This is a genomic window from Croceibacterium sp. TMG7-5b_MA50, assembly GCF_039830145.1.
Lineage (GTDB): Bacteria > Pseudomonadota > Alphaproteobacteria > Sphingomonadales > Sphingomonadaceae > Croceibacterium.
The window spans coordinates 940,050-964,585 of record NZ_CP156082.1; the positions used below are offsets into that span (position 1 = coordinate 940,050).

25 protein-coding genes and 1 tRNA gene are annotated in these 24,536 nt (G+C 64.5%); 7 read left to right on the forward strand and 19 right to left on the reverse strand.

The window, feature by feature from the left end; genetic code table 11:
• Nucleotides 1–2 precede the first annotated feature (2 nt).
• The 12 genes from V5740_RS04660 to V5740_RS04715 form a co-directional block, all read right to left on the reverse strand.
• Nucleotides 3–980: a hypothetical protein gene (locus V5740_RS04660; RefSeq protein ID WP_347303915.1), complete on the reverse strand. Its 978-nt coding sequence runs from the start codon at nucleotides 978–980 to the stop codon at nucleotides 3–5.
• Nucleotides 977–1,840, reverse strand: coding sequence for a glycosyltransferase family 2 protein (locus V5740_RS04665; protein ID WP_347303916.1), 864 nt, complete (start codon nucleotides 1,838–1,840; stop codon nucleotides 977–979). Before V5740_RS04665 ends, V5740_RS04660 begins: the two co-directional genes overlap by 4 nt.
• Nucleotides 1,815–2,297, reverse strand: coding sequence for a GtrA family protein (locus tag V5740_RS04670; RefSeq protein WP_347303917.1), 483 nt, complete (start codon nucleotides 2,295–2,297; stop codon nucleotides 1,815–1,817). The genes V5740_RS04665 and V5740_RS04670 overlap by 26 nt, the downstream gene beginning before the upstream one ends.
• Nucleotides 2,291–3,985: a hypothetical protein gene (locus tag V5740_RS04675; protein ID WP_347303918.1), complete on the reverse strand. Its 1,695-nt coding sequence runs from the start codon at nucleotides 3,983–3,985 to the stop codon at nucleotides 2,291–2,293. Before V5740_RS04675 ends, V5740_RS04670 begins: the two co-directional genes overlap by 7 nt.
• Before the next feature lie 144 nt (nucleotides 3,986–4,129).
• Nucleotides 4,130–4,300, reverse strand: coding sequence for a hypothetical protein (locus tag V5740_RS04680; RefSeq protein WP_347303919.1), 171 nt, complete (start codon nucleotides 4,298–4,300; stop codon nucleotides 4,130–4,132).
• Nucleotide 4,301: 1 nt separating this feature from the next.
• Nucleotides 4,302–5,069 (reverse strand): MBL fold metallo-hydrolase, encoded by a 768-nt coding sequence (locus V5740_RS04685; protein ID WP_347303920.1) that lies wholly within the window; start codon nucleotides 5,067–5,069, stop codon nucleotides 4,302–4,304.
• A complete protein-coding gene (locus tag V5740_RS04690; RefSeq protein ID WP_347303921.1) occupies nucleotides 5,066–5,857 on the reverse strand; it encodes a TatD family hydrolase in 792 nt (263 codons plus the stop codon). Before V5740_RS04690 ends, V5740_RS04685 begins: the two co-directional genes overlap by 4 nt.
• Nucleotides 5,857–7,392 (reverse strand): methionine--tRNA ligase, encoded by a 1,536-nt coding sequence (metG, locus tag V5740_RS04695; protein WP_347303922.1) that lies wholly within the window; start codon nucleotides 7,390–7,392, stop codon nucleotides 5,857–5,859. The genes V5740_RS04690 and metG overlap by 1 nt, the downstream gene beginning before the upstream one ends.
• The gene (locus tag V5740_RS04700; RefSeq protein WP_347303923.1) at nucleotides 7,385–8,341 is read right to left on the reverse strand and encodes a DNA polymerase III subunit delta'; all 957 of its coding nucleotides are present in this window, start codon (nucleotides 8,339–8,341) and stop codon (nucleotides 7,385–7,387) included. Before V5740_RS04700 ends, metG begins: the two co-directional genes overlap by 8 nt.
• A complete protein-coding gene (gene tmk / locus V5740_RS04705) occupies nucleotides 8,335–8,973 on the reverse strand; it encodes a dTMP kinase (RefSeq protein ID WP_347303924.1) in 639 nt (212 codons plus the stop codon). The genes V5740_RS04700 and tmk overlap by 7 nt, the downstream gene beginning before the upstream one ends.
• Nucleotides 8,970–10,187: a D-alanyl-D-alanine carboxypeptidase family protein gene (locus tag V5740_RS04710; RefSeq protein ID WP_347303925.1), complete on the reverse strand. Its 1,218-nt coding sequence runs from the start codon at nucleotides 10,185–10,187 to the stop codon at nucleotides 8,970–8,972. Before V5740_RS04710 ends, tmk begins: the two co-directional genes overlap by 4 nt.
• Nucleotides 10,188–10,221: 34 nt before the next feature.
• Nucleotides 10,222–11,244, reverse strand: a complete 1,023-nt coding sequence (locus tag V5740_RS04715) for a lytic murein transglycosylase (protein WP_347303926.1) — start codon at nucleotides 11,242–11,244, stop codon at nucleotides 10,222–10,224.
• Between the two features lie 115 nt (nucleotides 11,245–11,359).
• On the opposite strand from V5740_RS04715, the gene V5740_RS04720 reads away from it, so the two are divergent.
• The 3 genes from V5740_RS04720 to V5740_RS04730 all read left to right on the forward strand — a co-directional run bounded on the left by V5740_RS04720 (nucleotide 11,360) and on the right by V5740_RS04730 (nucleotide 14,488).
• A tRNA-Ser gene (locus tag V5740_RS04720) sits at nucleotides 11,360–11,446 on the forward strand.
• Nucleotides 11,447–11,570: 124 nt separating this feature from the next.
• Nucleotides 11,571–13,988: a glycogen/starch/alpha-glucan phosphorylase gene (locus V5740_RS04725; protein ID WP_347304443.1), complete on the forward strand. Its 2,418-nt coding sequence runs from the start codon at nucleotides 11,571–11,573 to the stop codon at nucleotides 13,986–13,988.
• A 155-nt stretch (nucleotides 13,989–14,143) separates the two neighbouring features.
• Nucleotides 14,144–14,488 (forward strand): response regulator, encoded by a 345-nt coding sequence (locus tag V5740_RS04730; protein WP_347303927.1) that lies wholly within the window; start codon nucleotides 14,144–14,146, stop codon nucleotides 14,486–14,488.
• 8 nt (nucleotides 14,489–14,496) lie between these two features.
• Here the strand turns inward: V5740_RS04730 and V5740_RS04735 are convergent, their stop codons facing one another.
• The 5 genes from V5740_RS04735 to V5740_RS04755 form a co-directional block, all read right to left on the reverse strand.
• Nucleotides 14,497–14,661 (reverse strand): hypothetical protein, encoded by a 165-nt coding sequence (locus tag V5740_RS04735; protein ID WP_347303928.1) that lies wholly within the window; start codon nucleotides 14,659–14,661, stop codon nucleotides 14,497–14,499.
• Between the two features lie 63 nt (nucleotides 14,662–14,724).
• Nucleotides 14,725–16,140, reverse strand: coding sequence for a dihydrolipoyl dehydrogenase (lpdA, locus tag V5740_RS04740; protein ID WP_347303929.1), 1,416 nt, complete (start codon nucleotides 16,138–16,140; stop codon nucleotides 14,725–14,727).
• Complete coding sequence (locus V5740_RS04745) at nucleotides 16,133–16,543, reverse strand: hypothetical protein (RefSeq protein WP_347303930.1); 411 nt, start codon at nucleotides 16,541–16,543, stop codon at nucleotides 16,133–16,135. The genes lpdA and V5740_RS04745 overlap by 8 nt, the downstream gene beginning before the upstream one ends.
• Nucleotides 16,543–16,914, reverse strand: coding sequence for an acyl-CoA thioesterase (locus V5740_RS04750; RefSeq protein WP_347303931.1), 372 nt, complete (start codon nucleotides 16,912–16,914; stop codon nucleotides 16,543–16,545). Before V5740_RS04750 ends, V5740_RS04745 begins: the two co-directional genes overlap by 1 nt.
• 10 nt (nucleotides 16,915–16,924) lie before the next feature.
• A complete protein-coding gene (locus V5740_RS04755; RefSeq protein WP_347303932.1) occupies nucleotides 16,925–18,268 on the reverse strand; it encodes a pyruvate dehydrogenase complex dihydrolipoamide acetyltransferase in 1,344 nt (447 codons plus the stop codon).
• A 140-nt stretch (nucleotides 18,269–18,408) separates the two neighbouring features.
• Here V5740_RS04755 and V5740_RS04760 point away from each other — a divergent pair, with 140 nt between their 5' ends.
• Complete coding sequence (locus tag V5740_RS04760; protein ID WP_347303933.1) at nucleotides 18,409–18,861, forward strand: universal stress protein; 453 nt, start codon at nucleotides 18,409–18,411, stop codon at nucleotides 18,859–18,861.
• 19 nt (nucleotides 18,862–18,880) lie between these two features.
• Here V5740_RS04760 and V5740_RS04765 read toward each other — a convergent pair whose 3' ends face one another.
• Complete coding sequence (locus tag V5740_RS04765; protein WP_347303934.1) at nucleotides 18,881–19,252, reverse strand: cupin domain-containing protein; 372 nt, start codon at nucleotides 19,250–19,252, stop codon at nucleotides 18,881–18,883.
• Nucleotides 19,253–19,376: 124 nt separating this feature from the next.
• On the opposite strand from V5740_RS04765, the gene V5740_RS04770 reads away from it, so the two are divergent.
• On the forward strand, nucleotides 19,377–19,592 hold the full coding sequence (locus V5740_RS04770; protein WP_347303935.1) for a DUF4287 domain-containing protein: 216 nt from the start codon (nucleotides 19,377–19,379) through the stop codon (nucleotides 19,590–19,592).
• Here V5740_RS04770 and V5740_RS04775 read toward each other — a convergent pair whose 3' ends face one another.
• Nucleotides 19,593–21,863: a VacB/RNase II family 3'-5' exoribonuclease gene (locus V5740_RS04775; RefSeq protein ID WP_347304444.1), complete on the reverse strand. Its 2,271-nt coding sequence runs from the start codon at nucleotides 21,861–21,863 to the stop codon at nucleotides 19,593–19,595.
• A gap of 105 nt (nucleotides 21,864–21,968) precedes the next feature.
• Between V5740_RS04775 and V5740_RS04780 the strand changes: the two genes are divergently transcribed.
• The gene (locus V5740_RS04780) at nucleotides 21,969–23,159 is read left to right on the forward strand and encodes an MFS transporter (protein ID WP_347303936.1); all 1,191 of its coding nucleotides are present in this window, start codon (nucleotides 21,969–21,971) and stop codon (nucleotides 23,157–23,159) included.
• 47 nt (nucleotides 23,160–23,206) lie between these two features.
• Nucleotides 23,207–24,535 carry an Nramp family divalent metal transporter gene (locus tag V5740_RS04785; RefSeq protein ID WP_347303937.1) on the forward strand — a complete coding sequence of 443 codons (1,329 nt, stop codon included), beginning with the start codon at nucleotides 23,207–23,209 and terminating at the stop codon, nucleotides 24,533–24,535.
• Nucleotide 24,536: the final 1 nt, after the last annotated feature.

Below are 24,536 nucleotides of genomic sequence, written 5' to 3' on the forward strand. Positions count from 1 at the left end.
GGTCAGGCCTTTCCGGCTGCGGGCAGGGCGATGCCGTCGGCGCCGGGCAGGCGCACCCGCCGCGGCTCCGCCTGCTGGCGGCGGCCATAGGGCAGGGGCACCCAGATCCACACCAGCAGCATCGCATCGAAGAACACGAACGTCGCCAGCGCCAGGGCGCGCGGCGACAGGTCACCCAGAAGCAGCACGCGCCAGCTGGCATCGGCCCGGCCCAGCGTGGCCGCGACCGTGCCGCCGGTGGACAGCAATTGGGGGTCCAGCGCCGCCAGGATCGCGCCCACGGCGACCAGTTCCATGCTCCAGATCCCGAGCGTCGCCAGCACCAGGAAGGCGGGGGCGGCGCTGATCACCTGGCGGCTGATGTCGAGCATGCCGCGCGCCTTGCTAACCTTGGCGAGCACCGACAAGGCCCGATCCTGGTAATGGTTGACGAAGATGTGGCGCTGCACCTGCTCAAGCAGCACGGGCAGGACGAAGAAGGCGAGCACCAGCAGCGTGAGGCCCGCGCCGGCCAGGGCGACCGGGATGGCCGCGTTCCACCCGCCGCTCGCCAGCAGCAGCAGGGCGAGGCCGATCAGCACCACGCCATCCATCGACCGGTCGATCACCAGCACGATGATCGCGCGCGACCATGACTTCGCAATGCGCGCCAATTCCGATAGGCGGATCAGCTCGTCCAGCTTGAACGGCAGCACCAGCGACCAAGGCGCCACGAACAGGTGCAGCAGCACCAGCGTGCGGAAACTCGCCCCGGTCAACGGCATGGCGATCACCGCCAGGCGGAAGGCGCGCATCAGGTGCGCCAGGATATACAGCCCGCCCGCAAGCAGGCAGGCGAACAGCAGGCGCCCGGTGAACAGCCACTCCCCGGCGGACAGCACGCCGATGCTGCGCACCAGGAGAGCGGCGAAGACCACCGCGGAAATGGCGGTGGCGGGCCACCGGCCGTTTGCGCGCAAGGAGGCCGCGAAATCGCTCACGCGCGGAACTGCGCCTCCGCCGGCCATGCCCGCACCAATGTCGCCGGGTATGCGTCCCGCGGCACGTCGCGATGTTCTGCCTCGTGGAACTTGCCGACGGACAGCAGCCGTTGCCGCAGCAGCTTCAGCATCCTAAGTCCCTGGCTGAACAGCTTGGCATTGGACACCTGGTCATCCTCCCGCCAGTTGATCGGAAAGAAGCGCATGCGATGTCCATGGTCGGCGAGGCCGAACACCAGGAAGTAGTTGAAGGTCAGGTTGTCGGCATATTTCAGGTGGAACCCGGTATCGAAGATGCTGACCCGGAACAGGTTGAGCCCCGATCCCAGGTCGCTGAACCACTGGCCACCGATGATCGAGAAGATCGCGTTGAACGCATGGTTGGCCAGCGTCCGCAACGTCGAATAGCCCTGCAACGTGGCCCCGCGCATGAACCGCGCGCCCAGCAGCGCATCGACCTGCCGGTGCTCGCCCTGCGCGATATGGGGTTGCAGGTCGGCGATCGAACCCTGATCGTCACCGTGCAGCACCACCAGATAGGTGAAGCCGTTCCGCCGGGCGAAGTCGATCGCCACTTTGTGCGATCCGCCGAGGCCATAATTGTCATCGTTGCGCAGCAGGTACTTCTCGCGCACCGGGCTCGCATCCAGCGCCGCCTCCGCCGCAGCCAGCGTACCGTCGGGGGACTGGTTGTCGATACAGAGCACGGCCATGTCCGCGGGCAGGCCGGCAACCTTCGCGAATTGCTCAATCACGCGCGGGATCTGCGGCGCGCACCGGTACATCGGCACGAACACCAGGATACGCTCCCCATTCACGTTGGAGGCGGGGGCGTCACCAGAAGCGGATGCGTTGTTCAATGATGATCCCCATTGCCAGATAGTTCAGGTACATGGTGGCAGGCGTCACGGCCACCTTGGCAATCGGCGGCACCAGGTACAAAGCATTGAGCGTCACGCCAAGGCTGCTGAGCAGGTTTTCCGTCGGCATGATGACGGCCGGACTTGCCAACAGGCGACCGATCGCCGCAACCGCCACCGATGCCAGCAAGATCGCCACCACGTTCCAGCAGACATAGGCCGCGATAGCGAGGGGTAGGGGCGTGCGGCTGTCGCGAAAGATGAAGTGGCGCCCCGCCACGAAGACGAGCGATACCGCCACGCCCGCGCCGACCAGATTGGCCACGAACAGATCTACGCCCGCCACTGCCAGCAGGTTGAACAGGGTGAAATCCACCAGCCATCCAATGCCTGAAATCAGCGCGAAGGCATGGACCCGCATGGGCGGCCGCTCCGGCGTAGCAGTTCTTGTCAGCACAGCGCGCGCGCCCGGCAATTCCGGCGGGCTAGCAACCGCCAGCTGCGATTCTCGTCCACCTGGCGGAAATCGCGCTCCAGCTCGGCAGCGTAGGCTTGCTGGAACCCGCGCGAGGTCGGATCTCTCAAGATCTTGGGAACCAGCACGTAATCCACGCCGCTCAGCAACTTGTCCGCGTCGGGCTTCAACTCCAGGGAGAAGGTGCGGTAAAGGTGCCACCACGCCAGTTCATGGCGCACGGGCGGCAGGCCCATCAAAGCGGGGTAGGGGTTGCTGAAGGTCGTCGGCAGAACGACCGCGTCCTTGCGCGTGCCGATATGACTGCGCACCAGGCTGACCGCGTCGCCGAACAGCTCCAGCATGTAGACATCGTTGATCGGCCGGGCGGCGCCATTGCGCGGCGACGGCGGCGGTCCCGTGTCGAACAGCCGCAGATCGGCGAGCGGAGTATCCGCAATCCAAGCGATTGCCTCACCTTGTGCACGCGGCGCAACGACGGTCCATGCAATGCCGGCGACATCCTGTGCCATCGGCGCCGCAGCCATGCCCAGGAACCCCGCCGCACAAGCAATGCCGGCCATGCGCCTCACGCCGGGCGGCTGTGCATCAAAGGATCCTGGCGCGCGCGGGTCCTTGGCAACATTCGGCAACGAAGCGGCTCGACGCAGGAAGCGGAGCGACGGATAGCCGGCGATCAGCACCGCCACAGGCAGCAGCGGATTTTCGAATTCGGGATGGTTCTGAATGCCGATCGCCACACCTGCCAGTACAATGGCAAGGGCGAGCAGAGTGCGCGGCACCCAGAAGAACAGCCGGCGAGGCTGGTCCCATTCCCAGATCAGACCAACCACCAGCGCGGCGACGGCGCCGCTGGCGCAGTAGAAGAGCAGCCGCACGGCGAAGACCGGCCGGAATACGTCGGTCGCCACTGCTGCGGCCGTGGCGAGATCGGCCAGGTAGAGATGAACCAGGCCGGTGCTCACCTCCACGAGCAGGACCGTTGCGGCCAGGAAGCCGAAGGCGCCAGCGGCGAACCGCCAGTCGCTCAGCCGGCGCACGGTGATGATGGCCAGCACCACGATGCCAATCGCCGCCAGCGCATAGGTCAGCTTGATGAAGAACAAGGCCGTCAGCAGGATACCCGCCGCCAGCCCGTCCAGCAGCGAAGATCGCCGTGTCAGGTCGGGCCGGGGGCAGGCCGCGACGATGGCCAACAGCCCGATGAGCGCCCAACTGAACCGGTTGTAAGATGCATTATTGGTGATGACCGCGAAAGGCTCGCCGATCTGTCGCGGGGAAGCGGCGGTCAGGCCCAGGTAAAGCGCGGTGATGGACGCAAGCCACAGAGGAAAACGATGTCGGGCAAACAGCATCGTGCCGGCCGCGACCAGCAGCGCTACCAGCACGTTCGCATAAATCACGGTGCTGGCGGACAAGGGCGTGACCAGTGTCGGTATGTAATGCAGCACGAAATACAGCGCGCCCACTGGAGAACCGAAATCCCGGTGCGGCAAATGCCCGTACCGCAGGTGCAGCGCACCTTCCAGCGGAACGAACAGGTCGTGCATGAAAATATAGAAGTACACGCCGCTCGCGACCTGGATCGCCGCGAACAGGATAAGAGCTACGAAAGGCAGCGACCACCAGATTGCGTCGATCCGGCGGCCGTTCATCATCAAACGATCCATGAAGCCCAAATTAGCTGAAAACCCCTAGGTAGGTGATGGCCTTAAAGGAGGGTCGGCGTCAATGCGCATCATTGTGCGTTGCACCATATGGTAGCTCAACGGCAAAGGTTGATAATCTATATTATGTATAGTTGCGTGGCTCTGTTATTCGTTCAGGAGCTGGATTGTCAGGACTACGATGGCAAAAATGCCGGCCCATATACCTGCCAGTTGACACATGCGCCGCGCGCCCATTTGCCGCAGATGACCGGATTGAGTGACCAGCACCAGCCAGCCGACAATTGCCACCAAGGATATCAGCAGCGTCTCACTCAAGTTAGGCAACCACCTGCATGCCGTCATACCCGACTTGCACGCCATCGGGCACCTCTGCAGAGATCGTCCGGTAGTCCATGCTCTTGTCCATATGCGTCAAGATCGTCGTGCCCGCTGCGCACGCATGCGCCAGTTCCAAAGTCATCGATAGATGTGAATGCGACGGGTGCGGCTCTCGCCGCAGGCAGTCCGCGATCAACACGTCGACACCATCGAACAACTCCAGCATGTCGGGCGTGATCTTAGAGAAATCAGTAGCATAGCCGACTGACTTTCCATCAGCTTCAAACCGCAACCCCGTGCTGGTAATCGGCCCATGCGGCATCGTGCACCAGTCGATCGCAAAGCCTGCCAGGATGCGGAGCCGCTCCAAGGTCTCCAGATCGACGATGGTGGAATAGCCGAACTCGCCAGCGAAGATGTAGCTGAACCGCTGCTTCAGTCGCCGCGCAGTTTCCGGTTCTGCAAAGCCGGGAATAGGCGTCTTGCGTCCGAAACGCAGCGACCGCAAGTCGTCAATCCCGTGCGTATGATCCGCATGATCGTGCGTCCAGAATACGCCATCGATCCGCCCGATCCCATTATCGAGCAACTGGTTCCGCAGATCTGGAGAAGTGTCGACCAGCAGACGCTCGCCACTGTCGCTTTCGACCACGATCGACACTCTGCTCCGCCGGTTACGCGGCTCTGCCGGATCGCATTCACCCCAATCATTGCCGACCCGCGGCACGCCCGTCGAAGTGCCGGAACCGAGCAGCGTGACCTTCACGCGCTAACCTGCGCAGGCTGGGTTTTCTTGAACAAGCGATGGAAGTTGGTCGTGGTCGCGGCGCTCAGCGTCTCCAGCGTTTCACCGCGCAAGTCTGCCAGGAACGTCGCGGTGTCGCGGACGAACGCCGGTTCACACGTCTTCCCACGGTTAGGTACCGGCGCCAAAAACGGGCTGTCAGTTTCGACCAGCAGACGATCAGCCGGTATTTTGCGTGCGAAATCCTGAAGATCGCGAGCATTCTTGAACGTGACAATGCCGGAGATGGAGATCGACAAGCCAAGATCCAGCACCGCCCGTCCGAAGATCGCGGTCGCGGTGAAGCAGTGAATCAGCGCGGGAAAGTCGCCCCGTCCTAACTCGTCCTGCAGGATAGCCAGCGTGTCATCTTCCGCATCGCGCGTATGAATGATCAATGGCAGTCCAGTCTGGCGTGCGACCGCGATGTGCAGGCGGAAGAGACGCTGCTGCATCGAGCGATCGGAATGTTCGTAATGATAGTCGAGCCCGGTCTCCCCTAAGCCGACAACGCGAGGGTGAGCAGCCTGGACCAGGAGTTCCTCGACCGTCAGGTCGGCATGGTCGTCCGCCTCATGCGGGTGGATGCCGATGGCCGACCAGACATCCGGTTCCCGCTCCGCCACGGCAAGTACATCGGCCCATTCACTGCGTCGGGTCGAAATGTTGAGAAAGCCGCCCACACCCGCAACCCGCGCAGTCGCAAGAACGTCAGCCTGCCGCTCCACCAGCCCCTTGTAGTTGAGGTGGCAATGGCTGTCGATCAGCATCAGGCCGGCAACTCCAGCCTGGGAAAAACCGGGCTTGGCTTGTCGATGATGAAAGCGGTGACATCTTCATGCGACAAGCTGTTGTAATCACGGCTATCCGCAGGGACGCTGAGGGCATCCATCAGCTTGCCGGCAGCCGTGGGCGTCACCGGAGCGATCGCGACGGTCAACTGACGGATACAATCGCATAACGTCGCCAGCACCGTGTGCATACGGGCCGGATCAGTCTTGCGCAGCGCCCAGGGCGCCTGCTCGTCGACGTAGGCATTGCAGGCGAAAACCGCTTGCATCCATGCCTCCAGTCCGGCGGCAAAGGCGAGACGTTCGAAGGCAGCGGGCAGCTCCGTCCCGCAAGTCGCGCGCACCTTCGCCAGCAATGCCGTGTCGGCGTCGGCAAGGTCACCCTGCACCTCCACACGGCCGTCGCAGTTCTTAGCAATGAAGCTCAGCACCCGCTGGGCGAGATTGCCGAAGCTGTTTGCGAGTTCCGCGTTCGCCCGTCCAACGATCGCTTCCGGCGACCAGGTGCCGTCCTGCCCGAAGCTGAATTCACGCAGGAGGAAATAGCGCAGCACGTCGACGCCGAATTGATCGGCTAGCGCTGCCGGATCGGTCACGTTGCCGAGCGATTTGCTTTCTTTCTGTCCGCGATTGAGCAGGAAACCGTGCGCGAAGATCGCCTTGGGTAACGGCAGGCCCGCACTCATCAGGAAAGCCGGCCAATATACCGCGTGGAACCGGACGATGTCTTTGCCGATCAGGTGCAGGTCCGCCGGCCAGAACTTCGCCATCAGATCCGCATCATCGGGATAGCCGACGCCGGTGAGATAGTTGGTGAGCGCATCGACCCACACATACATGACATGGTCGTCGGCGCCGGGAACCTTGACGCCCCAGTCGAAGCTGGTGCGGCTGATCGACAGGTCCTTCAACCCGCCCTCGACGAAACGCACCACTTCGTTTCGGCTACGTTCCGGCCGCACCCAATTGGGATTGTCGCGGTAGAGTGCCAGCAACGGTTCCTGGTATCGCGACAAACGAAAGAACCAGCTTTCTTCTACGGTCCATTCGACGGGGGTCCCCTGCGGCGACAGCTTGTCGCCACCCTCCCCGTCAATCAGCTCGCCTTCATCGTAATAGGCCTCATCCCGGACCGAGTACCAACCTTCGTACCGGTCGAGGTACAGATCGCCATTTGCCTCCATCGCCTGCCACAATGTCTGGCTGGCGCGGTGATGGGCATCTTCGCTCGTGCGGAAGAATCGATCATAGCTGATGTCAAGGATATCGAACAGGTCACGGAAATGACCCGACATCTCATCGGCCAACGCGCGCGGTGTCGTGCCCAGGTCACGAGCCTTCTGGGCCATCTTCAGACCATGCTCGTCCGTCCCGGTCTGGAATCGTACATCACGCCCGCGCGCACGCTGAAAGCGAGCCATCACATCGGCGGCAATCGTCTCGTACGCGTGGCCGAGATGCGGACGGCCATTGGGATAATGGATCGCGGTGGTGAGATAATACGGGTCAGCCATGTGCCGCTTCCCTAGGCACGGCCATCCGGGCGAGCAAGCCGCCGATTTCCATCACCAGCAGGCCGGCATCGAAATTGTGGGTCGATGCCTGCGCCCCCAAGCGGACGAGATCGGCATGCGTGTCCGCGAGAATGCCGGTTGCCGCCGTTGACCCGGCGTACAGGCGATCAACTGCCACCGCTCGGGCCAGGTCAATGATGGCCAGCTGGCGCTGTCGGTCTGGACATGCTCCGATCGTATCGGCGAGGCGACCACGCCGGCTGAGATCATGATCGCCATGCGTCACGATCTCCTGCATCAAGTGGTGGATCGGCCCGAGATCGAGTTCCACGAAATTGAGTGCGATGCCAGGGGAACCGCCGGCACTGGCGATGGCCGCCGCACGTGCGGCAGCGTCGGCCTGCGGCACCTGGCGGCGCAGGATAGCGTCGATCTGTTCGGCGGGCAATTCAGGGAATTGCAGCACCCGGCAGCGGGAGCGGATCGTCGGCAGTAGGCGCCCGAGGCGATGTGCCACCAGCAGGAAGAAGCTGCCAACAGGTGGCTCCTCCAGACTTTTGAGCAATGCGTTGGCACCCTGCGGCTCCAGATCGTCAGCTGCATCGATTATTATCGCCCGACGGGCCCCGAGCGTAGGCCGGGTGGTAAGCCGCGCCTGCATCTGCCGCAGTTGGTCCACGGTGATGTTCCGGCGGGTCTGGTAAGGCCGGCCCTCCTCCCGCTTCTTCTCCTCCTCCGCATTGGTAGGTTGCGGTTGCAGCAGGAGGATGTCGGGATGGTCACCCGCAGCGGGCGCTCCAGGCTCGGCGACCAGTTCATGCGCGGCGGCAAGCGCGAAGTGCCGTTTACCGATGCCGCGACGACCCGCCAGGATCCAGCCATGATGCATACGCGCGCCGGCGATCGCGGCGCGCCATTCGGCCCATGGCTGATCATGGCCGGTCAGCATTCCGACGCCAGTCCGAGCGTTTGAAGGATCCGTCGGTGGACCTCGCTTTCCGCCCCACCTGCATCGATCCGGCAGAAGCGGTCCGGCTCGGCATCTGCCAGGTCGGCAAAGGTAAGCGCGACGCGGCCGTGATAGCTGGCCCCACGCCCGCCGATGGCGTCGCTGGCACCGCCATCGCGACGGGCGAGCCGCTGTTCCGCCAGGATCGCGGGCAGTTCCAGCAGCAAGGTCACGTCCGGCAGCAATCCGCCCGAGCCAATCCGATGCAATTGCAGCAGGTCCGCGTCCAGCATCCCGCCCGCGCCCCCCTGGTAGGCGCGCGAGGAATCCAAGAATCGGTCGCATATGACCCAGGCGCCGCGAGCCAGTGCCGGTCGGATGGCTCGCTCTACATGATCGGCACGCGCCGCGGCGAACAGCAATGCCTCCGCTGCGGCGTGCCAGCCTGGCGCCGGCGGGTCGAGCAGGAGACCGCGCACGGCCTCCGCCCCGGGTGTGCCGCCCGGTTCACGGGTGAGTACGACCTCGAATCCGCGAGCCTTCAGCGCGTCCGCGAGCAGGCGGGCCTGTGTCGATTTGCCGACACCTTCGCCGCCTTCCAGCGCAACGAACCGTCCGACGACATCGTTCACGAGAAGAACCCGCTGATGCCGTTGCCAAGCCGCTGCCACAAATCGGCCTCGGCGACATCCTGACCCGCCACCAGCGGCAGGTCGTGCGATGTCTGCCCGGGCGCGGACACCCGCAGGAAAGCGATGGTCTGCCCCGCCCTGATGGGCGCCCGCAACGGCCCGCGATAGTGGATGGTCATCTCCGGACGGACGGCCGCGCCGCGCGCGGTGCTGGTCAGCACGGGCCCGGCGGTGCGCAGCGCCACGCTGCCTGCGGCCCCACCCTGCACCAGTGCCTGCCCGACCTCGGCACCGCCAGGCAGTAATTGCCGGCTGTCGAAGGCCGTGAAGCCCCAGTCGATAAGATCGCGCGCCACCTGGTTGCGCACCGGGATGCTGGGTACCGCCCCCAGCACCATGACCAGCCGGCGATCCCCGCGTTTGGCCGAGCCGACGAAGGTATAGCCTGCCTGCCGAGTGTAGCCGGTCTTGATCCCGTCCGCCCCATCAACCCGCCCGGTGATCGGATCATGATTGGCCTGGGTTATGCCGCGCCAAGTGAAGCCGTGGTTGCCGATGTAGCGGCTGTACAATTGCGGGTACCGGGTCACCATCGCCTCCGCCAGGCGGGCCAGATCACGCGCACTGCTGTAGGTGCGACCTTCGTCCGGGTAGCCGTTGGGTGAACCATAGTGCGTATCGCGCATGCCGAGTTCGGCGGCATTGGCATTCATCTCGTCGAGCCAGGCCGGCAGGCTGCCCGCCGCTGTCAGCGCCAGCATCACCGCCGCATCGTTGCCCGACACGGTGGTGGTGCCCATCAGCAACTGATCGACCGTGACCTGCTCGCCTTCCTTCAGGAACATGGATGAGCCTTCGCCCGACCACAATTGTTCCACAATGCGCGGCACGGTGACGACCTGCGTCGGCTTCAGCCGGCCATCGCCAAGCCGCTTGAAGGCGCTGTAGGCCGTCATGACCTTGGTCACCGAGGCTGGAACGAAGCGTCGGCGGGCGTCGCGTTCGAACAGCACCTGTCCGCTCGAAAGATCGATCAGATAGGCGACTGGCACCTCCGGCGGGACAGGAGCGCCGGGTGATTCCGCCGGGGGCAGCACGATAGCCGGCTGCTTCGTATTCGCGATGGCCGGCACAGGCTCTGCCGATGGCTGCACCTGCGCCAAGGCAACACCGCCCATCAGGACCGCTGCCCCGATCGCCACAATCTTCTTCACCGAAAACGCCCCTTCAAGCCGCCGCTTGCGATCCTCAGCGCGCGATCTCGTCCGCCAGCAGCCCAACGCTCATGGCATAATAGTTGGAGCAATTGTATTCCAGAATGACGCGGTAGTTCTGGGTGATCAGGTAACCCGGCGCGGCTGGGCCATCGGGTTCGAACAGGGCGGCCATGGCATCGTCCGCGATAGCTCCTTGCGGAGTGACGCCCAGGCTGCGCCATTCTGCGACCGTTCGCCACTGGCTATGCCGCACATGGACACGGGGGCAGACGGGCGCGACCACCTGGGTGTCGAGCGCGCCGCGATCGACGCTGTTCGGCACATAGGCCCGCACGCCCCATGGCTGACCCGGTCGCCAGCCCGCATCGCGGAAGTAATTCGCGATGGAATGCAGCGTATCGGCCTCACTGGTCCAGATGTCGCGCACACCGTCGCGGTCGCCATCGACGGCTAGGCGCAGATATACCGACGGCAGGAACTGCGGATTGCCAAAGGCGCCGGCCCAGCTGCCGACCATCGTGGAACGCGCGATGCCGGTGTCGAGAATGCGCAGCGTATCAATCAGTTCGCCTTCGAACAGCGCCCGGCGACGACCTTCCCAGGCCAGCGTCGCCAGCGATCGCACCAGGTCGAAGTTTCCGCGGACCGCGCCGTAGGAAGTTTCGTGCCCCCAGATGGCGATCAGCACCGATGCCGGCACGCCATAACGCGCCTCCACCTCCGCGATCAGCGACGGCAGTCGGCGGTAAGCGCGCCTGCCGCCATCGATGCGCGCCTGCGTGTTGTGGCTGGCGAGGTACGGCGCCAGCGGCGGAAACCCGCTCGAGCTGCCGCCGGAAGACACGTTGTCGCCGTCCAGCGCGATTACCCGCTGATTGGGGGTGAGACCGGCGAAGGCACTGGCGATCGTCGCATCACTGACACCGGCCGCTCGGGCCCGCCCCGCCACCTGCTGCAGATAGGCGTCGAAGGAAGTGTCCTGCGCACAGGCGGGCGCACAGGCGAACAATGCGAGAGCGGCAGCGATCAGCGGCTTGAAGGTGATGCGTTGCATGGCGGCCTTGTGGCAAAAGCAGGTGTCCGGTGCAAACTGCCTGAACGGCGATCCGCTCCCCATGCGCGCCATTTCGCTTGGCGAGCCGCATCGGGCAGGCTAGCGCCGATGGCGAGGACAGGTGGCCGAGTGGTTTAAGGCAGCGGTCTTGAAAACCGCCGTGGGTGCAAGCTCACCGTGGGTTCGAATCCCACCCTGTCCGCCGTACCTTCCGAAGCATTGCGACGCCCGTTTGCAATCAGACGTTAACCATGGCGCGTTAACATACGTTTGCATGGCGATGCTGCAGAAGGACAAGTATGCACTACCCCGATCCGGATGAGACGATGGCGACCCGTCACCCTGGGCCGCTGGCCGGCGCCATCGCCCGCACATTGCTGCACCGCATGGGCAAGCAACCGGCGGAAGCGCTGCCACGCGATTGGCTGGATGCCACCATCCTGACCGTGCGCGACGAGATCGTGGAACGTTGGGTCGAGACGACGCTGGCAACGCAGCGCCGTGCACTGAAGCAGGTCAATTATCTCAGCCTGGAATTCCTGGTGGGGCGCCTGCTGTCCGATGCGCTGCGCAATCTGGGACGTGATGGCGAAGTGGCGAGCGCCCTGGCGGAACTTGGCGTCAACCTAGCGGAGATCGAGGAGCTAGAACCCGATGCGGCGCTGGGCAATGGCGGCCTTGGCCGGCTGGCAGCCTGCTTCATGGACAGCCTCGCCAGTCTGGGTCTGCCTGCCTTCGGCTACGGCATCCGCTACGTAAACGGTATGTTCCGCCAGCGGATTGATGGCTCCGGCCAACAGGTCGAGCTGCCGGAGACGTGGCTGGCACAAGGCAATCCGTGGGAGTTCGAGCGTCGTGACAGCGTGCATCGCGTCGGCTTCGGCGGCGCATGGCACGTGGTGGAGGATGGCCGGGTGCGCTGGTCCCCGGCGGAGTATGTCGAGGCGATCGCGGTCGACATGCCGGTGGTCGGCTGGCGCGGGCGGCACGTCAACACGCTGCGCTTGTGGACCGCGCGAGCAATCGAACCCCTGCGGCTCGATACCTTCAACCAAGGCGATTTCGCCGGGGCGCTGGCGGATCAGACGCGCGCCGAAACGCTGGTGCGTGTGCTCTACCCCAATGACAGCACACCCGCCGGGCAGGAGCTCCGCCTGCGGCAGGAATATTTCTTTGCGTCCGCTTCCATCCAGGACATCGTTCAGCGGCATCTGCGGGCGCACGGCACGCTGGCAACCCTGCCGGACAAGGCAGCGATCCAGCTGAACGACACGCACCCGGCGATCGGCGTGGCAGAATTGCTGCGCCTGCTGATCGACGAGCATCGCCTGCCCTATGACGAGGCGTGGGATATCACCCGACGCACCTTCGCCTATACCAATCACACACTGCTGCCGGAGGCGTTGGAAAGCTGGCCCTTGCCGCTGCTCGGCCGGTTGCTGCCGCGGCACTTGGAACTGATCTTCCGCATCAATGCCGACGTGCTGGCGGAGGCGCAGGCTGGAACCGGGTCGGACACTGCCGCAGTGGAGGCGGTCAGCCTGATCGACGAGCGCGGCGAACGGCGGGTGCGGATGGCGAACCTGGCTTTTGCCGGATCGCACAGCGTGAACGGCGTTGCCGGTCTGCATACCCAGTTGATGCAGCAGACCGTCTTCGCCGACCTTCACCGGCTCTACCCGGACCGGATCAACAACAAGACCAACGGCATCACTCCCCGTCGGTGGCTGCTAGGCAGCAATCCCGGACTGGCGACCTTGCTGTCGGAGGCAATCGGCCCCGCCTTTGTCGATGATCTTGCCCAGGTCGCCGACATCCGCCCGCTGGCGGAGGATGCAGCGTTTCGCGACAGGTTCGCCGTAGTGAAGCAGGCCAACAAGGCTGCGCTTGCCGCGCATGTGGCCTCCCTCACCGGCCTCAACCTCGATCCCGCCGCGATGTTCGACGTGCAGGTAAAGCGCATTCACGAATACAAGCGGCAATTGCTGAACATCCTGCACACGATGGTGCTGTATGAACGCATGCGCGCCGCGCCGCAGTTGGATTGGGTGCCGCGGGTCAAGCTTTTCGCGGGCAAGGCGGCGTCTGGCTATGCCACCGCGAAACAGATTGTCCGTCTGGCCAATGACGTGGCGCGCAGGGTCAATGCCGATCCGTTGATTGCCGGGCGGCTGCAGGTAGCGTTCCTGCCCGATTACAACGTCAGCCTTGCCGAGCGGATCATGCCCGCCGCCGATCTGTCGGAACAGATCAGCACGGCCGGGATGGAGGCATCGGGCACCGGGAACATGAAGCTGGCACTGAACGGCGCACTTACCATCGGCACACTGGATGGCGCCAACGTCGAGATGCGTGAGCACATCGGCGCCGACGACATGCAGATCTTCGGCCTGACGGCGCCAGAGGTCACACGTTTGCGTGAGCGCGGGTATGATCCGCGCGAGAGCCTCGAGCTCTTGCCGGAATTGAAGGCGGTCCTTGCCGATCTGGCCGCCGGGAGGTGGTCCGATGGCGATCAGCAGGTCTATGCGTCTATCATCGAAAGCTTGCTGACCGAGGACAGGTATCTGCTGATCGCTGATTTTGCGACCTATGACGCGGCGCAAGCAGCACTCGATCGCCGCTGGAGCAACAGGCAGGAGTGGACCGCCAGTGCGATCCGCAACGTTGCCGCAATGGGCTGGTGTTCGTCTGACCGGACCATCGCGCAGTATGCCCGCGAAATCTGGCGTATCGCTGCCTGACGGAACAAACGCGCTACATTTCAGCCGGATGAACGGCTTGCCACTCGACGGGCGACGAATGTGCGGCTAACAAATGCACCAATTAGGAGCTTTTCGCCAATCGGTAAACATTTGTTTAGCCGTGCATTGGCGACGCTTGTGGGTGTGGAAACCAAATGCGCGTTTTGCTTGTCGAAGACGAACCGATGATCTCCATGCTGCTGTGCGACATGGTGGAATCCGCCGGGCATGAAGTGGCCGGGGAAGCCAGCAGTGTCGACCGCGCGCTGGAGATGGTTGCGGAAGTGCAGGCCGACGCAGCGATCGTCGATCTTCGCCTGCATAACCATGACAGCTACGGCGTCATGCAGCGTCTTCGGGAGAAAGGCATTCCATTCGCGGTTGCCAGCGGCTTTGGTGCTGACATCGATCGCGAACTCGCGGGAACGGATGTACCTATCGTGTCGAAGCCGTACTCGGCTGGAGAGGTGGCAAACGTCCTGACCCGCCTCGCCGGTTAGCCGAGCTGTCAGTCCCCTTCTTCGGGGATGTGCAACGCGCAGTCTGCCTTGTCGAAGTAGTCCTCAGGCGAGAGATAGACCGGCTTGCGGGGTGCGATATGCCCCTTGATCAGCTCGCCGTCGCTCTCGTCATCCGCAATGTTATCCGGCCTGTCGCTGATCTCGTATTCCATCGGTGCCTCCAGGCGTGCGTGCAAGTAGAACACGCATGGAAGCACCAATGTTCCCGTTCATAATCAGATATGTAGCGCCTTGCCGTAGGCGGACAGAACGCTCTCGTGCATCATTTCCGACAAGGTAGGATGCGGGAAGATCGTGCCCATCAGCTCGGCCTCCGTCGTTTCCAGCACCTTTCCGACCGTGTAGCCCTGGATCAGTTCGGTGACTTCGGCGCCGATCATGTGCGCGCCCAACAGCTCGCCGGTCTTGGCATCGAACACTGTCTTGATGAAGCCCTCGGGCTCGCCCAGAGCGATAGCCTTGCCGTTGCCGATGAAGGGGAAGTTGCCGACCTTCACGGAGTAGCCGGCTTCCTTCGCCTTTGCCTCGGTCAGGCCCACGCTGGCGACCTGCGGGTGGCAGTAGGTGCAACCTGGAATGGCGCTGCGGTCCAAGGGATGCGGGTGCAGCCCTTCCCCCTTGCCGAGCTCGATGGCGATGCTCTCTGCCGCGGTCACGCCTTCATGGCTGGCCTTGTGCGCCAGCCACGGACCAGGGACGCAATCGCCGATGGCCCACAGGCCCTTGCTCTTCGTGCGGCCGTACGGATCGATCTGGATGAAGCCGCGATCCATGTCGGCCAGCTTCTCGACCCCGATATTCTCGGTGTTCGCGACGATACCGATCGCGACGATGACATGGCTGTATTCACCGCTCTCGATCTTGCCGTCCTTGCCCTTCAGCTTGGCGGAGATGCCTTGGTCGCTGACCTTCAGCTCCTCCAGCGCGGTGCCCGCCTTGATAGTGATGCCTTGCTTGGTCAGCGACTTGGCGAGGAAGGTCGATACGTCCGCGTCTTCCACCGGCACGATCCGGTCGAGCATCTCGACCACCGTGACATCCGCGCCCATGTCGTTGTAGAAGCTGGCGAACTCGATGCCGATCGCACCGCTGCCGATCACCAGCAGCTTGGTCGGCATTTCGGTCGGGGTCATCGCGTGGCGGTAGGTCCACACGCGCTTGCCGTCTGCCGGGGCGAACGGCAGGTCGCGCGCACGAGCGCCGGTGGCGACGATGATGTGCTTGGCGGAGAGCTGTTCCTCGCCCTTGTCGCTCTTGACGGTGAGCGAAGTCGGGCCAGTCAGCGTGCCGGTGCCCATGTGCACGGCAATCTTGTTCTTCTTCATCAGGTGCGTCACGCCCTGATTAAGCTGCTTGGCAACGCCGCGGCTGCGCTTCACCACTGCCTCAAGATCCGCCTCGATCTGGCCGGCGATCTTGAGGCCGTAATCCTTCGCATGCTGCGCGTAATGCAGGATCTCCGCCGAACGCAGCAGCGCCTTGGTCGGGATGCAGCCCCAGTTCAGGCAGATCCCACCCAGCAGTTCCCGCTCCACGATGGCGGTCTTCAGGCCCAGTTGCGCGCAGCGGATCGCCGCGACATAGCCGCCGGGGCCGCTGCCAAGAACGATGACGTCGTATTGTTCAGCCACGTGAATAGCTCCTGATTGAATAATGTCGGGCGAGCGCGCCTGCACCCGCGTGATAGCTTGAAAGCCAAATGAGCATTGTGCCGAGGCCGGCCAGACCGGCCTTCCATGGAAGCTCGCCTGCCACGGGCAGCAACAGCACCATCGGCGCGATAGCGCTGATGATGGCGGCCAGCGCGAACCGCGGGGTGCCAGCCTGGCGTCGCTGCAGCCACGCCCATGTGGGCCAGACGATCAATAGCGCTGTCAGCAAAGCAAAGGGTGCAGAGATGGCGACGCCAAACTCCAGGTCATCCATACCGATGCCGTCCCGCTGTGCCGCTGCCTCCGCCACCATGAACAGCACGGGCATGATCACCGCAGCAATCAGGCACGCGGCCAGGGGCAGGAGGATGCGGCGCACCATCAGCCATCGACCGCGCGCGGCTGACCAGCGTCGTCGATAGCGACGAAGGTGAACTTCGCCTCAGTCACCTTGAACGCGTCTTCGGTGTGCCGATGGCGGCACCAGGCCTCCACGTCGATCGTCATGCTGGTGCGCCCGACCCGGACTACCTCGCAGTAGACCGACACTTCGTCACCCATCTTGACCGGACGGTGAAACACCATGCCGTCCATTGCCACCGTCACGGCCCGGCCCTTGGCACGGCGCGCGGCGGCGAGGCCGGCGGCATTGTCCATCGTGGACAGCAACCAGCCACCAAAGATGTCGCCGTAGGAATTGGTGTCCGCCGGCATGGCGACCACCCGCACCGCAGGCTTCCGATCGTCTTTCATGCCAGGCCGCTTACGCAACCAGGCTGAGCGGCGCTTCGCAGAGTTCCTTGAACGCCTTCATCAGCGCCGCGCCGTCTGCGCCGTCGATCGCGCGGTGGTCGAAGCTGCCCGTGGCGCTCATCACAGTGGCGATCTGCAGCGCGTCCTCGACCACATAGGGCCGCTTCTCGCCCGCGCCGATTGCCATGATCATGCCCTGAGGCGGGTTGATGATCGCCTCGAACTGCTTGATGCCGTACATGCCCATATTGCTGAGCGATGCGGTGCCGCCCTGGTACTCGTCCGGCGCCAGCTTGCCTTCGCGCGCGCGGCCGGCCAGATCCTTCATCTCGGTGCTGATGGCGCTGATCGCCTTGCTGCCGGCATCCTTGACGATCGGGGTGATGAGGCCACTGGGAATGCTCACCGCCACCGACACGTCGGCGCGGGTGAAGCTCAGCAGCTTGTCGCCGGCGAACTGCACGTTGCACTTCGGCTCCGCCAGCAGCGCCTTGGCCAGCGCCTTGATCAGCATGTCGTTGACGGACAGCTTTACACCTTGAGTGGCGAGCGCGCCATTCAGCTCCCCACGCAGCTTCAGCAGCGCGTCGAGGCGGATGTCCACCGTCAGATAGATGTGCGGGACCTGCTGCTTGCTCTCCGACAGGCGACGGGCGATGGTCTTGCGCATACCGGACAGCTTGTCCTCCGTATGCGGGATGCCGAAATCCTGCGCCTGGATGGCAGGGGTCGAGGCGGCAGGAGCCTGGCTCGGCGCCGGGGCGGACGCGGGTGCCGGCGTCGCTGCCGCAGGGGCGGATGCGCTCGCCTTCGCACCGGCGAGGTCCGCCTTCACGATCCGGCCACCCGGGCCGGACCCCTTCACACCAGCCAGATCGATCCCCTCAGCCGCGGCGAGCCGCTTGGCCAGCGGAGAAGCGATCACGCGGCTGCCGCCGCTGCTGGACGGAGCCGGCGCAGGGGCCGCGGCCGTATCGGGCGACAGCGCCTTGGCATCGGTGCCGGCGAGCGCCTGCGACTGGCCGGAAGATGCACCCTTGTCGGTCTCGTCGGAAGCCGAGGCAGGCGCAGCGGTGTCTCCGGACGCCGGCTTCACGCTTGCGATATCCTCGCCCTCTTCGGCCAGGGTCGCGATGACCGTGCCGACCTTCACGCCTTCCGAACCTTCGCTGACCGCGATGTCGGCGATCACGCCTTCGTCGACGGCTTCGAACTCCATGGTGGCCTTATCGGTCTCGATCTCGGCCATGATGTCGCCACTCGACACCTTGTCGCCGACCTTCACGAGCCAGCGGGCCAGCGTGCCCTCTTCCATGGTGGGCGACAGAGCGGGCATCCGGATGGCAATGGGCATGGCGGTACGGTAAATCCCTTCAGCAAACCTTGGCCAACCCTCTGGCCAATTTGCGCGCCGCGTTCAAGCGCCGCTTGCACCTCCATGCGCTTTGGCTGAATACCGGCCTAACGAAGCAGGGAGGGGGCAGGCAGCGGACCATGCGGGTCTATCTGGTAATCATCGATGACAGCGAGGAGGCGCGCGGCGCCCTGCGCTTCGCCGCAAGGCGCGCCGCGGACACGAGTGGCGCGGTGCATCTGCTAGCGGTCGTGCCGAAGCAGGCGTTCAATGCCTTCGGCGGCGTTCAGGCGACCATCGAGGAGGAAGCCCGCGACCGGGCGGAAGTGCTCGCCTCAAGTGCGGCGGGCGAGCTGATCAGCGAGGTCGGCAAGGTCCCGCAGATCACGGTTCGGGTCGGCGATGCCAAGAGCGTGATCAACGAATATCTGGCAGACCACACGGAGGTGGCGGCGCTGGTGCTGGGTGCGGCGCGTGACGGCGGGCCGGGCCCACTCGTCACGCACTTCGCTGCGGCTGCGGGGACGCTGCCCTGCCCGATCATCATCGTACCGGGCGGCCTGTCTGATGCGGAGATCGACCGGCTGAGCTGAACAGCGCTCCTACCGGGGATCAATGATCCTCGGCTTCTTCCGCTTCTTCCTTGGTCTTGAAGCTGACGCCTTCGGGTTCCGCCGGGGGCGAGTAGATGCTGAACAGCTTCAGCGGCTCATCACCCTTGTTGATGATGTTGTGCGTGGCACCCTTGGGAATGACGATCAGGTGGTTTTCGCCCACCTTGGTTTTGCTGCCATCGATGACCGCCTGCCCTTCACCAGACACGAAGAAGGTGGTCTGGTCCGCATCGTGCGATTCCTCGCCAATATCCTCACCCGGCGGGATGTGCATCATCACGATCTGGCACTGCTCGTCCAGGTAGAGCTCCTTCTGCCAATGCGTGTTCTTGGTGACCTGAGCAATGATATCCTTGTTGAACACGGCCATGTGGCGCGCCTCCTGTTTTGGTTGAACAGGCAGGCAACCGTCAGGCGATCATCGAGGTTCCACGCTTGCACCATGTCGAAGCCGAGGCCAAACTGACGCCGATCGCTGACAAGGTGACAAGCGCATGGCAGATGCACCCGTCAAGGGACCCGCTTCCTACTTCCCGTCCATTGAGCAGAAGTACGGCCAGCCGATCAGCCACTGGCAGGATCTGGTTCGAAGCCGTTTGCCGGCAAGGCACATGGAACTGGTGACGATGCTGAAGCAAGATCATGGAATGGGCCACGGCCACGCGAATGCCGTGGTTGCCCATGTGCTTGGCTCCGCAAAAGGCCTGTAGCTACTTCCGCTTGCGACCCTGATGCCGAATGTTGGCCGGCCGCCCGCGCTTGCCCGCCGAGTGACGCCCCGCAGGGGCCTTGCGCTTCGCTTCGGGTCGACTGCCGCGCGGCTCCACAGATTGACCTTCGCTGTCGGGCAACTCGAACTTCAGCGCACCCGTCAGCGGATTAGCTTCGGCGAGCCGCAGATCCAGCAGGTCGCCGACGGCAAAGCGCGTTCCGCTGTCCTCCCCCACCAGCGCGCGTCCCGCCTCGTCATGGTGGAAGTACTCGCGCCCCAACGTGGACACCGGCACCAGGCCATCGCCGCCAAAGCCGGCAATCGTGGCGAAGAAGCCGAACTTGGCGACACCGGTGATCCGCGTGGGGAACACCTCCCCTACCCTGCCGGCCAGCCACGCGGCAACGTACCGGTCGATCGTATCGCGCTCTGCCTCCATCGCCCGCCGCTCCGTCTGGCTGATGGCATCGGTGATCCGCGTCAGGTCATCGCGGTCGCGTTCTGACAATCCGGTAGTCGGCGGCAACCCGTTGCCGGGTTTGGGCTGCTCGAACCCGAAGGCATCCACCAGCCCACGATGCACCAGCAGATCGGCGTAGCGGCGGATTGGGCTGGTGAAATGGGCGTAGGAGCCCAGCGCCAAGCCGAAGTGCCCGGCATTCGCGGGCCCGTAATAGGCCTGCGTCTGGCTACGTAGCACCGCCTCCATGACCAGCGCCTTCTCGCCCGGATCGGCGATGTCGCGGATCATGCGGTTGAACAGGCCCGGCGTGATGACCTGCCCCAAAGCCAGCTTCTGCCCGATGGTGGCGAAATAGTCCTTCAGCGCAATCAGCTTCTCGCGCGTGGGCGGCTCGTGAATGCGATAGACGACCGGGGCGACCTTGCTTTCCAGCGCCTTGGCGGCGGCCACATTGGCGGCGATCATGAATTCTTCCACCACCCGGTGCGCATCCAGCCGCTCCCGCAAGGCAACCTCGGCGATCCGCCCCTGCTCGTCCAGCATGACCCGGCGTTCGGGCAGTTCCAGCTCCAACGGATCGCGCGCGTCACGCGCAGTATTAAGCGCCCGCCACGCGTCCCACAGATGCCGCAGATGTTCGGCGGCGCTGCCGTCGTCGATGCGGGCCTGCGCATCCTCGTAAGCGATGACTTCGTGGATGCGGACCAGCCCGCGGGCGAAAAACCAATCGGAGACGCGGCCCTCGGGCGTGATGGTCAGGTGACAGACCATGGCGGCGCGCCGCTCACCCTCTTTAAGGGAGCAGACGTCGGCGCTCAGCACTTCGGGCAGCATGGGGACGACCCGGTCCGGGAAGTAGACCGAATTGCCACGCCGCCGCGCCTCCCTGTCCAACTCGCCGCCGGGCCGCACGTAGAAGGACACATCGGCAATCGCGACCACCGCCCGCCAGCCGCCGCCCTGCTCGTCCGGCAGCGGCTCGGCCCAGATCGCGTCGTCGTGGTCGCGCGCGTCCGCAGGGTCGATCGCGACGATCGGCAGGTGCGTCAAATCCTGGCGGTGCGCCTCGCTCAGCGGCAAACGCGCCGCCTGTTCGGCCTCGGCGATCGCCTCTTCGGGGAAGATGTGAGGGATGCCATGCTTGTGGATGGCAATGAGGCTGTAGGCGCGCGGCGCCAGCGGATCGCCCAGCACCTCCGTCACCTTGACGCCAGCGCGTGGCGAGCGCCCCGCAGGCTCGGCCAGCACCAGCTGCCCCTCCTCCGCGTCGCCAAGATCGGCGATCGGCGAGGAATTGCGAATGCGCTTGTCGACGGGAGCCAGCCATGGCTTGCCGCCGCCATCCAATTCCACGACGCCCAGCACCGCCTCGTGCCGGTTTGGCAGCACCTTCATGGGGTGAGCGATCCAGCCCTTGCCCGTCTCTTCCGTCCGGGCGAGCACGCGATCGCCAACACCTAGAGCGGAGCCCTTCTTTTTCTCCTGCAGGCGCAGGCGGGGAGGCGGGGTGGCATCGTCCGGCTGCCAGCTGTCGGGAATGGCGATGGCTTCCCCGTCCTCTATCGTAACCACACGCAGTACGGTCACCTTCGGCACGCCGCCCATGCGATGGTAAGCGGTCTTGCCACCGTCGATCAGACCCTCCTCCGCCATGTCGCGCAACAGGTGCTTCAGCGCGATCCGCTCCTGCCCCTTCAGGCCAAAGGCACGGGCAATGTCACGCTTGCCGGCGGTGGTATCGCTGCTGGCGATGAAATCGAGGATTTGCTGACGCGAGGGCAGCGCCGTGTTCTTGTATGGGGGCATGGTCGACACCAGTATGGCCCCTCCGCCAACGCCCCGCAAGCAAGGTACAGCTTGCATTGCTGCTGGCCATAACTATTTGCTGCACTGCACAATAGAGCGTGTCCGATGATCCATTCCAATCCATCCACCCGGCCCATGCTGGTCATACTGGCACTGGCAACCGGCGCTTTCGCCATCGGCACGGCGGAGTTTGCCGCCATGAGCCTGGTGCCGTTCTTCGCCCGCGATCTGGGCCTGACCGAGCCTCAGGCTGGTCATGCGATCAGCGCCTATGCTCTGGGCGTTGTGGTGGGTGCGCCGATCATTGCCGCCCTAGCGGCGCGGATCGGCCGGCGGCAGCTGCTGATGGGGCTGATGGCGCTGTTCGCGGTCGGCAACGGCCTGTCTGCCCTTGCCGGCAGTTATGGTCTCCTGCTGCTTACGCGCTTCATAGCCGGCCTGCCGCATGGCGCCTATTTCGGGATCGCCGCTCTGGTCGCGGCGTCACAGGTCGCGCCGGAGCGGCGGGCACAGTCGATCGCCTGGGTCATGACCGGGCTGACCGTCGCCACGGTGATCGGTGTCCCGGTGGCCAATGCGCTAGGTCAGGCGCTCGGCTGGCGCAGCGGTTTCGCAATCGTAGCAGCGCTGGCGATCCTGACAGTCGTGCTGGTCGCGCTTTATGCGCCGGAACAGCCGGCCGATCGTAACGCCAGCCCGATGCGGGAGCTTGGCGCATTCCGCCGACCCCAGGTGGTGCTGACGCTGCTGGTCGGCGCGGTCGGCTTCGGCGGCCTGTTCTGCGTCTACACCTACGTCGCTTCCACCCTGATCGAGGTGACGCGCGTTCCGGAAGCGACCGTGCCGCTGGTGTTGGCGATCTTCGGTGCCGGCATGACGGCCGGCAACTTGTTCTGGGCATGGCTGGCAGACAGGATCGGAACCCGGTCTGCATTGATTGCACTGGTGGTCAGTGCCGGCGCCTGCGCGCTCTTTCCAATCGCGGCCGGTAATCTGTGGGCGCTGCTTCCGGTCGTCACGCTGATCGGCTTTACCGGTGGCTGGGGCACCGTGCTGCAGGCCAGGTTGATGAGCGTTGCGGGCGAGGCGCAGGCACTGGCCGCGGCGGCGCATCACAGCGCCTTCAACTTCGCCAATGCGCTGGGCCCGTGGCTGGGCGGGCTGGCGATCGCTGCCGGCTGGGGCCTGCCGTCGATCGGCTGGATCGGCACGGTCCTGTCGTTGGCCGGGCTCGCATTGCTGCTGTTGACGCTGTCCCTCCACCGCCAGCAACGGATGTTGACGAGACCCGCCTGACCATCACCAAGCTTGCCCCGGATGAAATTCTTAGCCATGGCTAAGACATGGATTTCAACGTAACGTCCGGCTGGCGCAAGCAGGGCAGCGTATCGCTGCCTGAAGTCTTCCGGACCGTCGCCGTCCCTGCGGGCGCAAGCCCACTACGCAAGATGCTGGCTTTTGCGGGACCGGGTTTCCTCGTTTCCGTGGGCTACATGGATCCGGGGAATTGGGCGACCGACCTCGCCGGCGGTTCGGCATTCGGCTACACGCTGCTGTCGGTCATCCTGCTGTCCAACATCATGGCGATCATCCTGCAGGCCCTTGCCGCACGGTTGGGCATCGCGACGGGGCGCGATCTCGCTTCCGCCTGCCGTGACGCCTATTCCAAGCCAGTCGCGCTATCCCTGTGGGTGCTGTGCGAGATCGCCATCGTCGCCTGCGACCTTGCGGAGGTGATCGGGACCGCCATCGCGCTGAACCTGCTGTTCGGCCTGCCGCTGGTGGCAGGCGTGTGCATTACCGCGCTGGATGTGCTGGTCATCCTGGCCTTGCAGAAACGCGGCTTTCGCCGGCTGGAGGCGTTTGTCGTCAGCCTGCTGGTGGTGATCGCCGCATGCTTCGCGTTCGAGCTGCTGGTCAGCCGTCCCGAGCCTACCGCAGTGCTGGCCGGCTTCGTACCGCGATCAGAGGTGCTGACCAACCCGGCGATGTTGTACATCGCCATCGGCATCCTCGGCGCGACCGTCATGCCGCACAATCTGTATCTTCATTCCGCGGCCGTGCAGACGCGCGCCTTTGAGCAGACGCCGGATGGGCGGCGCGATGCGGCGAAATGGGCAACCATCGACAGCACGGTAGCTCTGATGCTGGCACTGTTCGTGAACGCCGCGATCCTGATCTTGGCAGCGGCGGCCTTCCACACCACGGGGCAGACGGAGGTGGCGGAGATCCAGGACGCGTACCGACTGCTTGCCCCGACCTTGGGGATCGGCCTTGCCTCCACCCTGTTCGCCGTCGCCCTGCTGGCGAGCGGGCAGAACTCCACCGTGACGGCCACGCTGGCTGGGCAGGTGGTAATGGAAGGTTTCCTGAACCTGCGCCTGCCCGCCTGGGCGCGCCGCCTGATCACGCGCGGGCTGGCGATCATACCGGCGGGCATCGTGGCCGCGCTTTATGGCGAGAGCGGCACTGCGCAATTGCTGGTGCTGAGCCAGGTCATCCTGTCCATGCAGCTGCCATTCGCGGTGGTGCCGCTGGTCGCCTTCACCTCCGACAAGGTGAAGATGCGGGAACTGACCAGTCCCGTCTGGCTGCGGATCGCCGCCTGGACGATCGCGGCCATCATCATCGCACTGAACGGCAAGCTGCTGCTGGATACGCTGGCCGGCTGAG

What these genes read in the sequence shown, in the direction of transcription:
- V5740_RS04675 (WP_347303918.1), bottom strand. Translation starts at nt 3,985, where the DNA reads ATGGATCGTTTGATGATGAACGGCCGCCGGATCGACGCAATCTGGTGG.
- V5740_RS04690 (WP_347303921.1), bottom strand. Translation starts at nt 5,857, where the DNA reads ATGCTGATCGACAGCCATTGCCACCTCAACTACAAGGGGCTGGTGGAG.
- V5740_RS04750 (WP_347303931.1), bottom strand. Translation starts at nt 16,914, where the DNA reads ATGAAAGACGATCGGAAGCCTGCGGTGCGGGTGGTCGCCATGCCGGCG.
- V5740_RS04755 (WP_347303932.1), bottom strand. Translation starts at nt 18,268, where the DNA reads ATGCCCATTGCCATCCGGATGCCCGCTCTGTCGCCCACCATGGAAGAG.
- V5740_RS04775 (WP_347304444.1), bottom strand. Translation starts at nt 21,863, where the DNA reads ATGCCCCCATACAAGAACACGGCGCTGCCCTCGCGTCAGCAAATCCTC.
- V5740_RS04700 (WP_347303923.1), bottom strand. Translation starts at nt 8,341, where the DNA reads ATGCTGACCGGCCATGATCAGCCATGGGCCGAATGGCGCGCCGCGATC.
- V5740_RS04780 (WP_347303936.1), top strand. Translation starts at nt 21,969, where the DNA reads ATGATCCATTCCAATCCATCCACCCGGCCCATGCTGGTCATACTGGCA.
- V5740_RS04765 (WP_347303934.1), bottom strand. Translation starts at nt 19,252, where the DNA reads ATGGCCGTGTTCAACAAGGATATCATTGCTCAGGTCACCAAGAACACG.
- V5740_RS04735 (WP_347303928.1), bottom strand. Translation starts at nt 14,661, where the DNA reads ATGGAATACGAGATCAGCGACAGGCCGGATAACATTGCGGATGACGAG.
- V5740_RS04770 (WP_347303935.1), top strand. Translation starts at nt 19,377, where the DNA reads ATGGCAGATGCACCCGTCAAGGGACCCGCTTCCTACTTCCCGTCCATT.
- metG (WP_347303922.1), bottom strand. Translation starts at nt 7,392, where the DNA reads ATGGCTGACCCGTATTATCTCACCACCGCGATCCATTATCCCAATGGC.
- V5740_RS04760 (WP_347303933.1), top strand. Translation starts at nt 18,409, where the DNA reads ATGCGGGTCTATCTGGTAATCATCGATGACAGCGAGGAGGCGCGCGGC.
- V5740_RS04730 (WP_347303927.1), top strand. Translation starts at nt 14,144, where the DNA reads ATGCGCGTTTTGCTTGTCGAAGACGAACCGATGATCTCCATGCTGCTG.
- V5740_RS04745 (WP_347303930.1), bottom strand. Translation starts at nt 16,543, where the DNA reads ATGGTGCGCCGCATCCTCCTGCCCCTGGCCGCGTGCCTGATTGCTGCG.
- V5740_RS04715 (WP_347303926.1), bottom strand. Translation starts at nt 11,244, where the DNA reads ATGCAACGCATCACCTTCAAGCCGCTGATCGCTGCCGCTCTCGCATTG.
- V5740_RS04785 (WP_347303937.1), top strand. Translation starts at nt 23,207, where the DNA reads ATGGATTTCAACGTAACGTCCGGCTGGCGCAAGCAGGGCAGCGTATCG.
- V5740_RS04725 (WP_347304443.1), top strand. Translation starts at nt 11,571, where the DNA reads ATGGCGACCCGTCACCCTGGGCCGCTGGCCGGCGCCATCGCCCGCACA.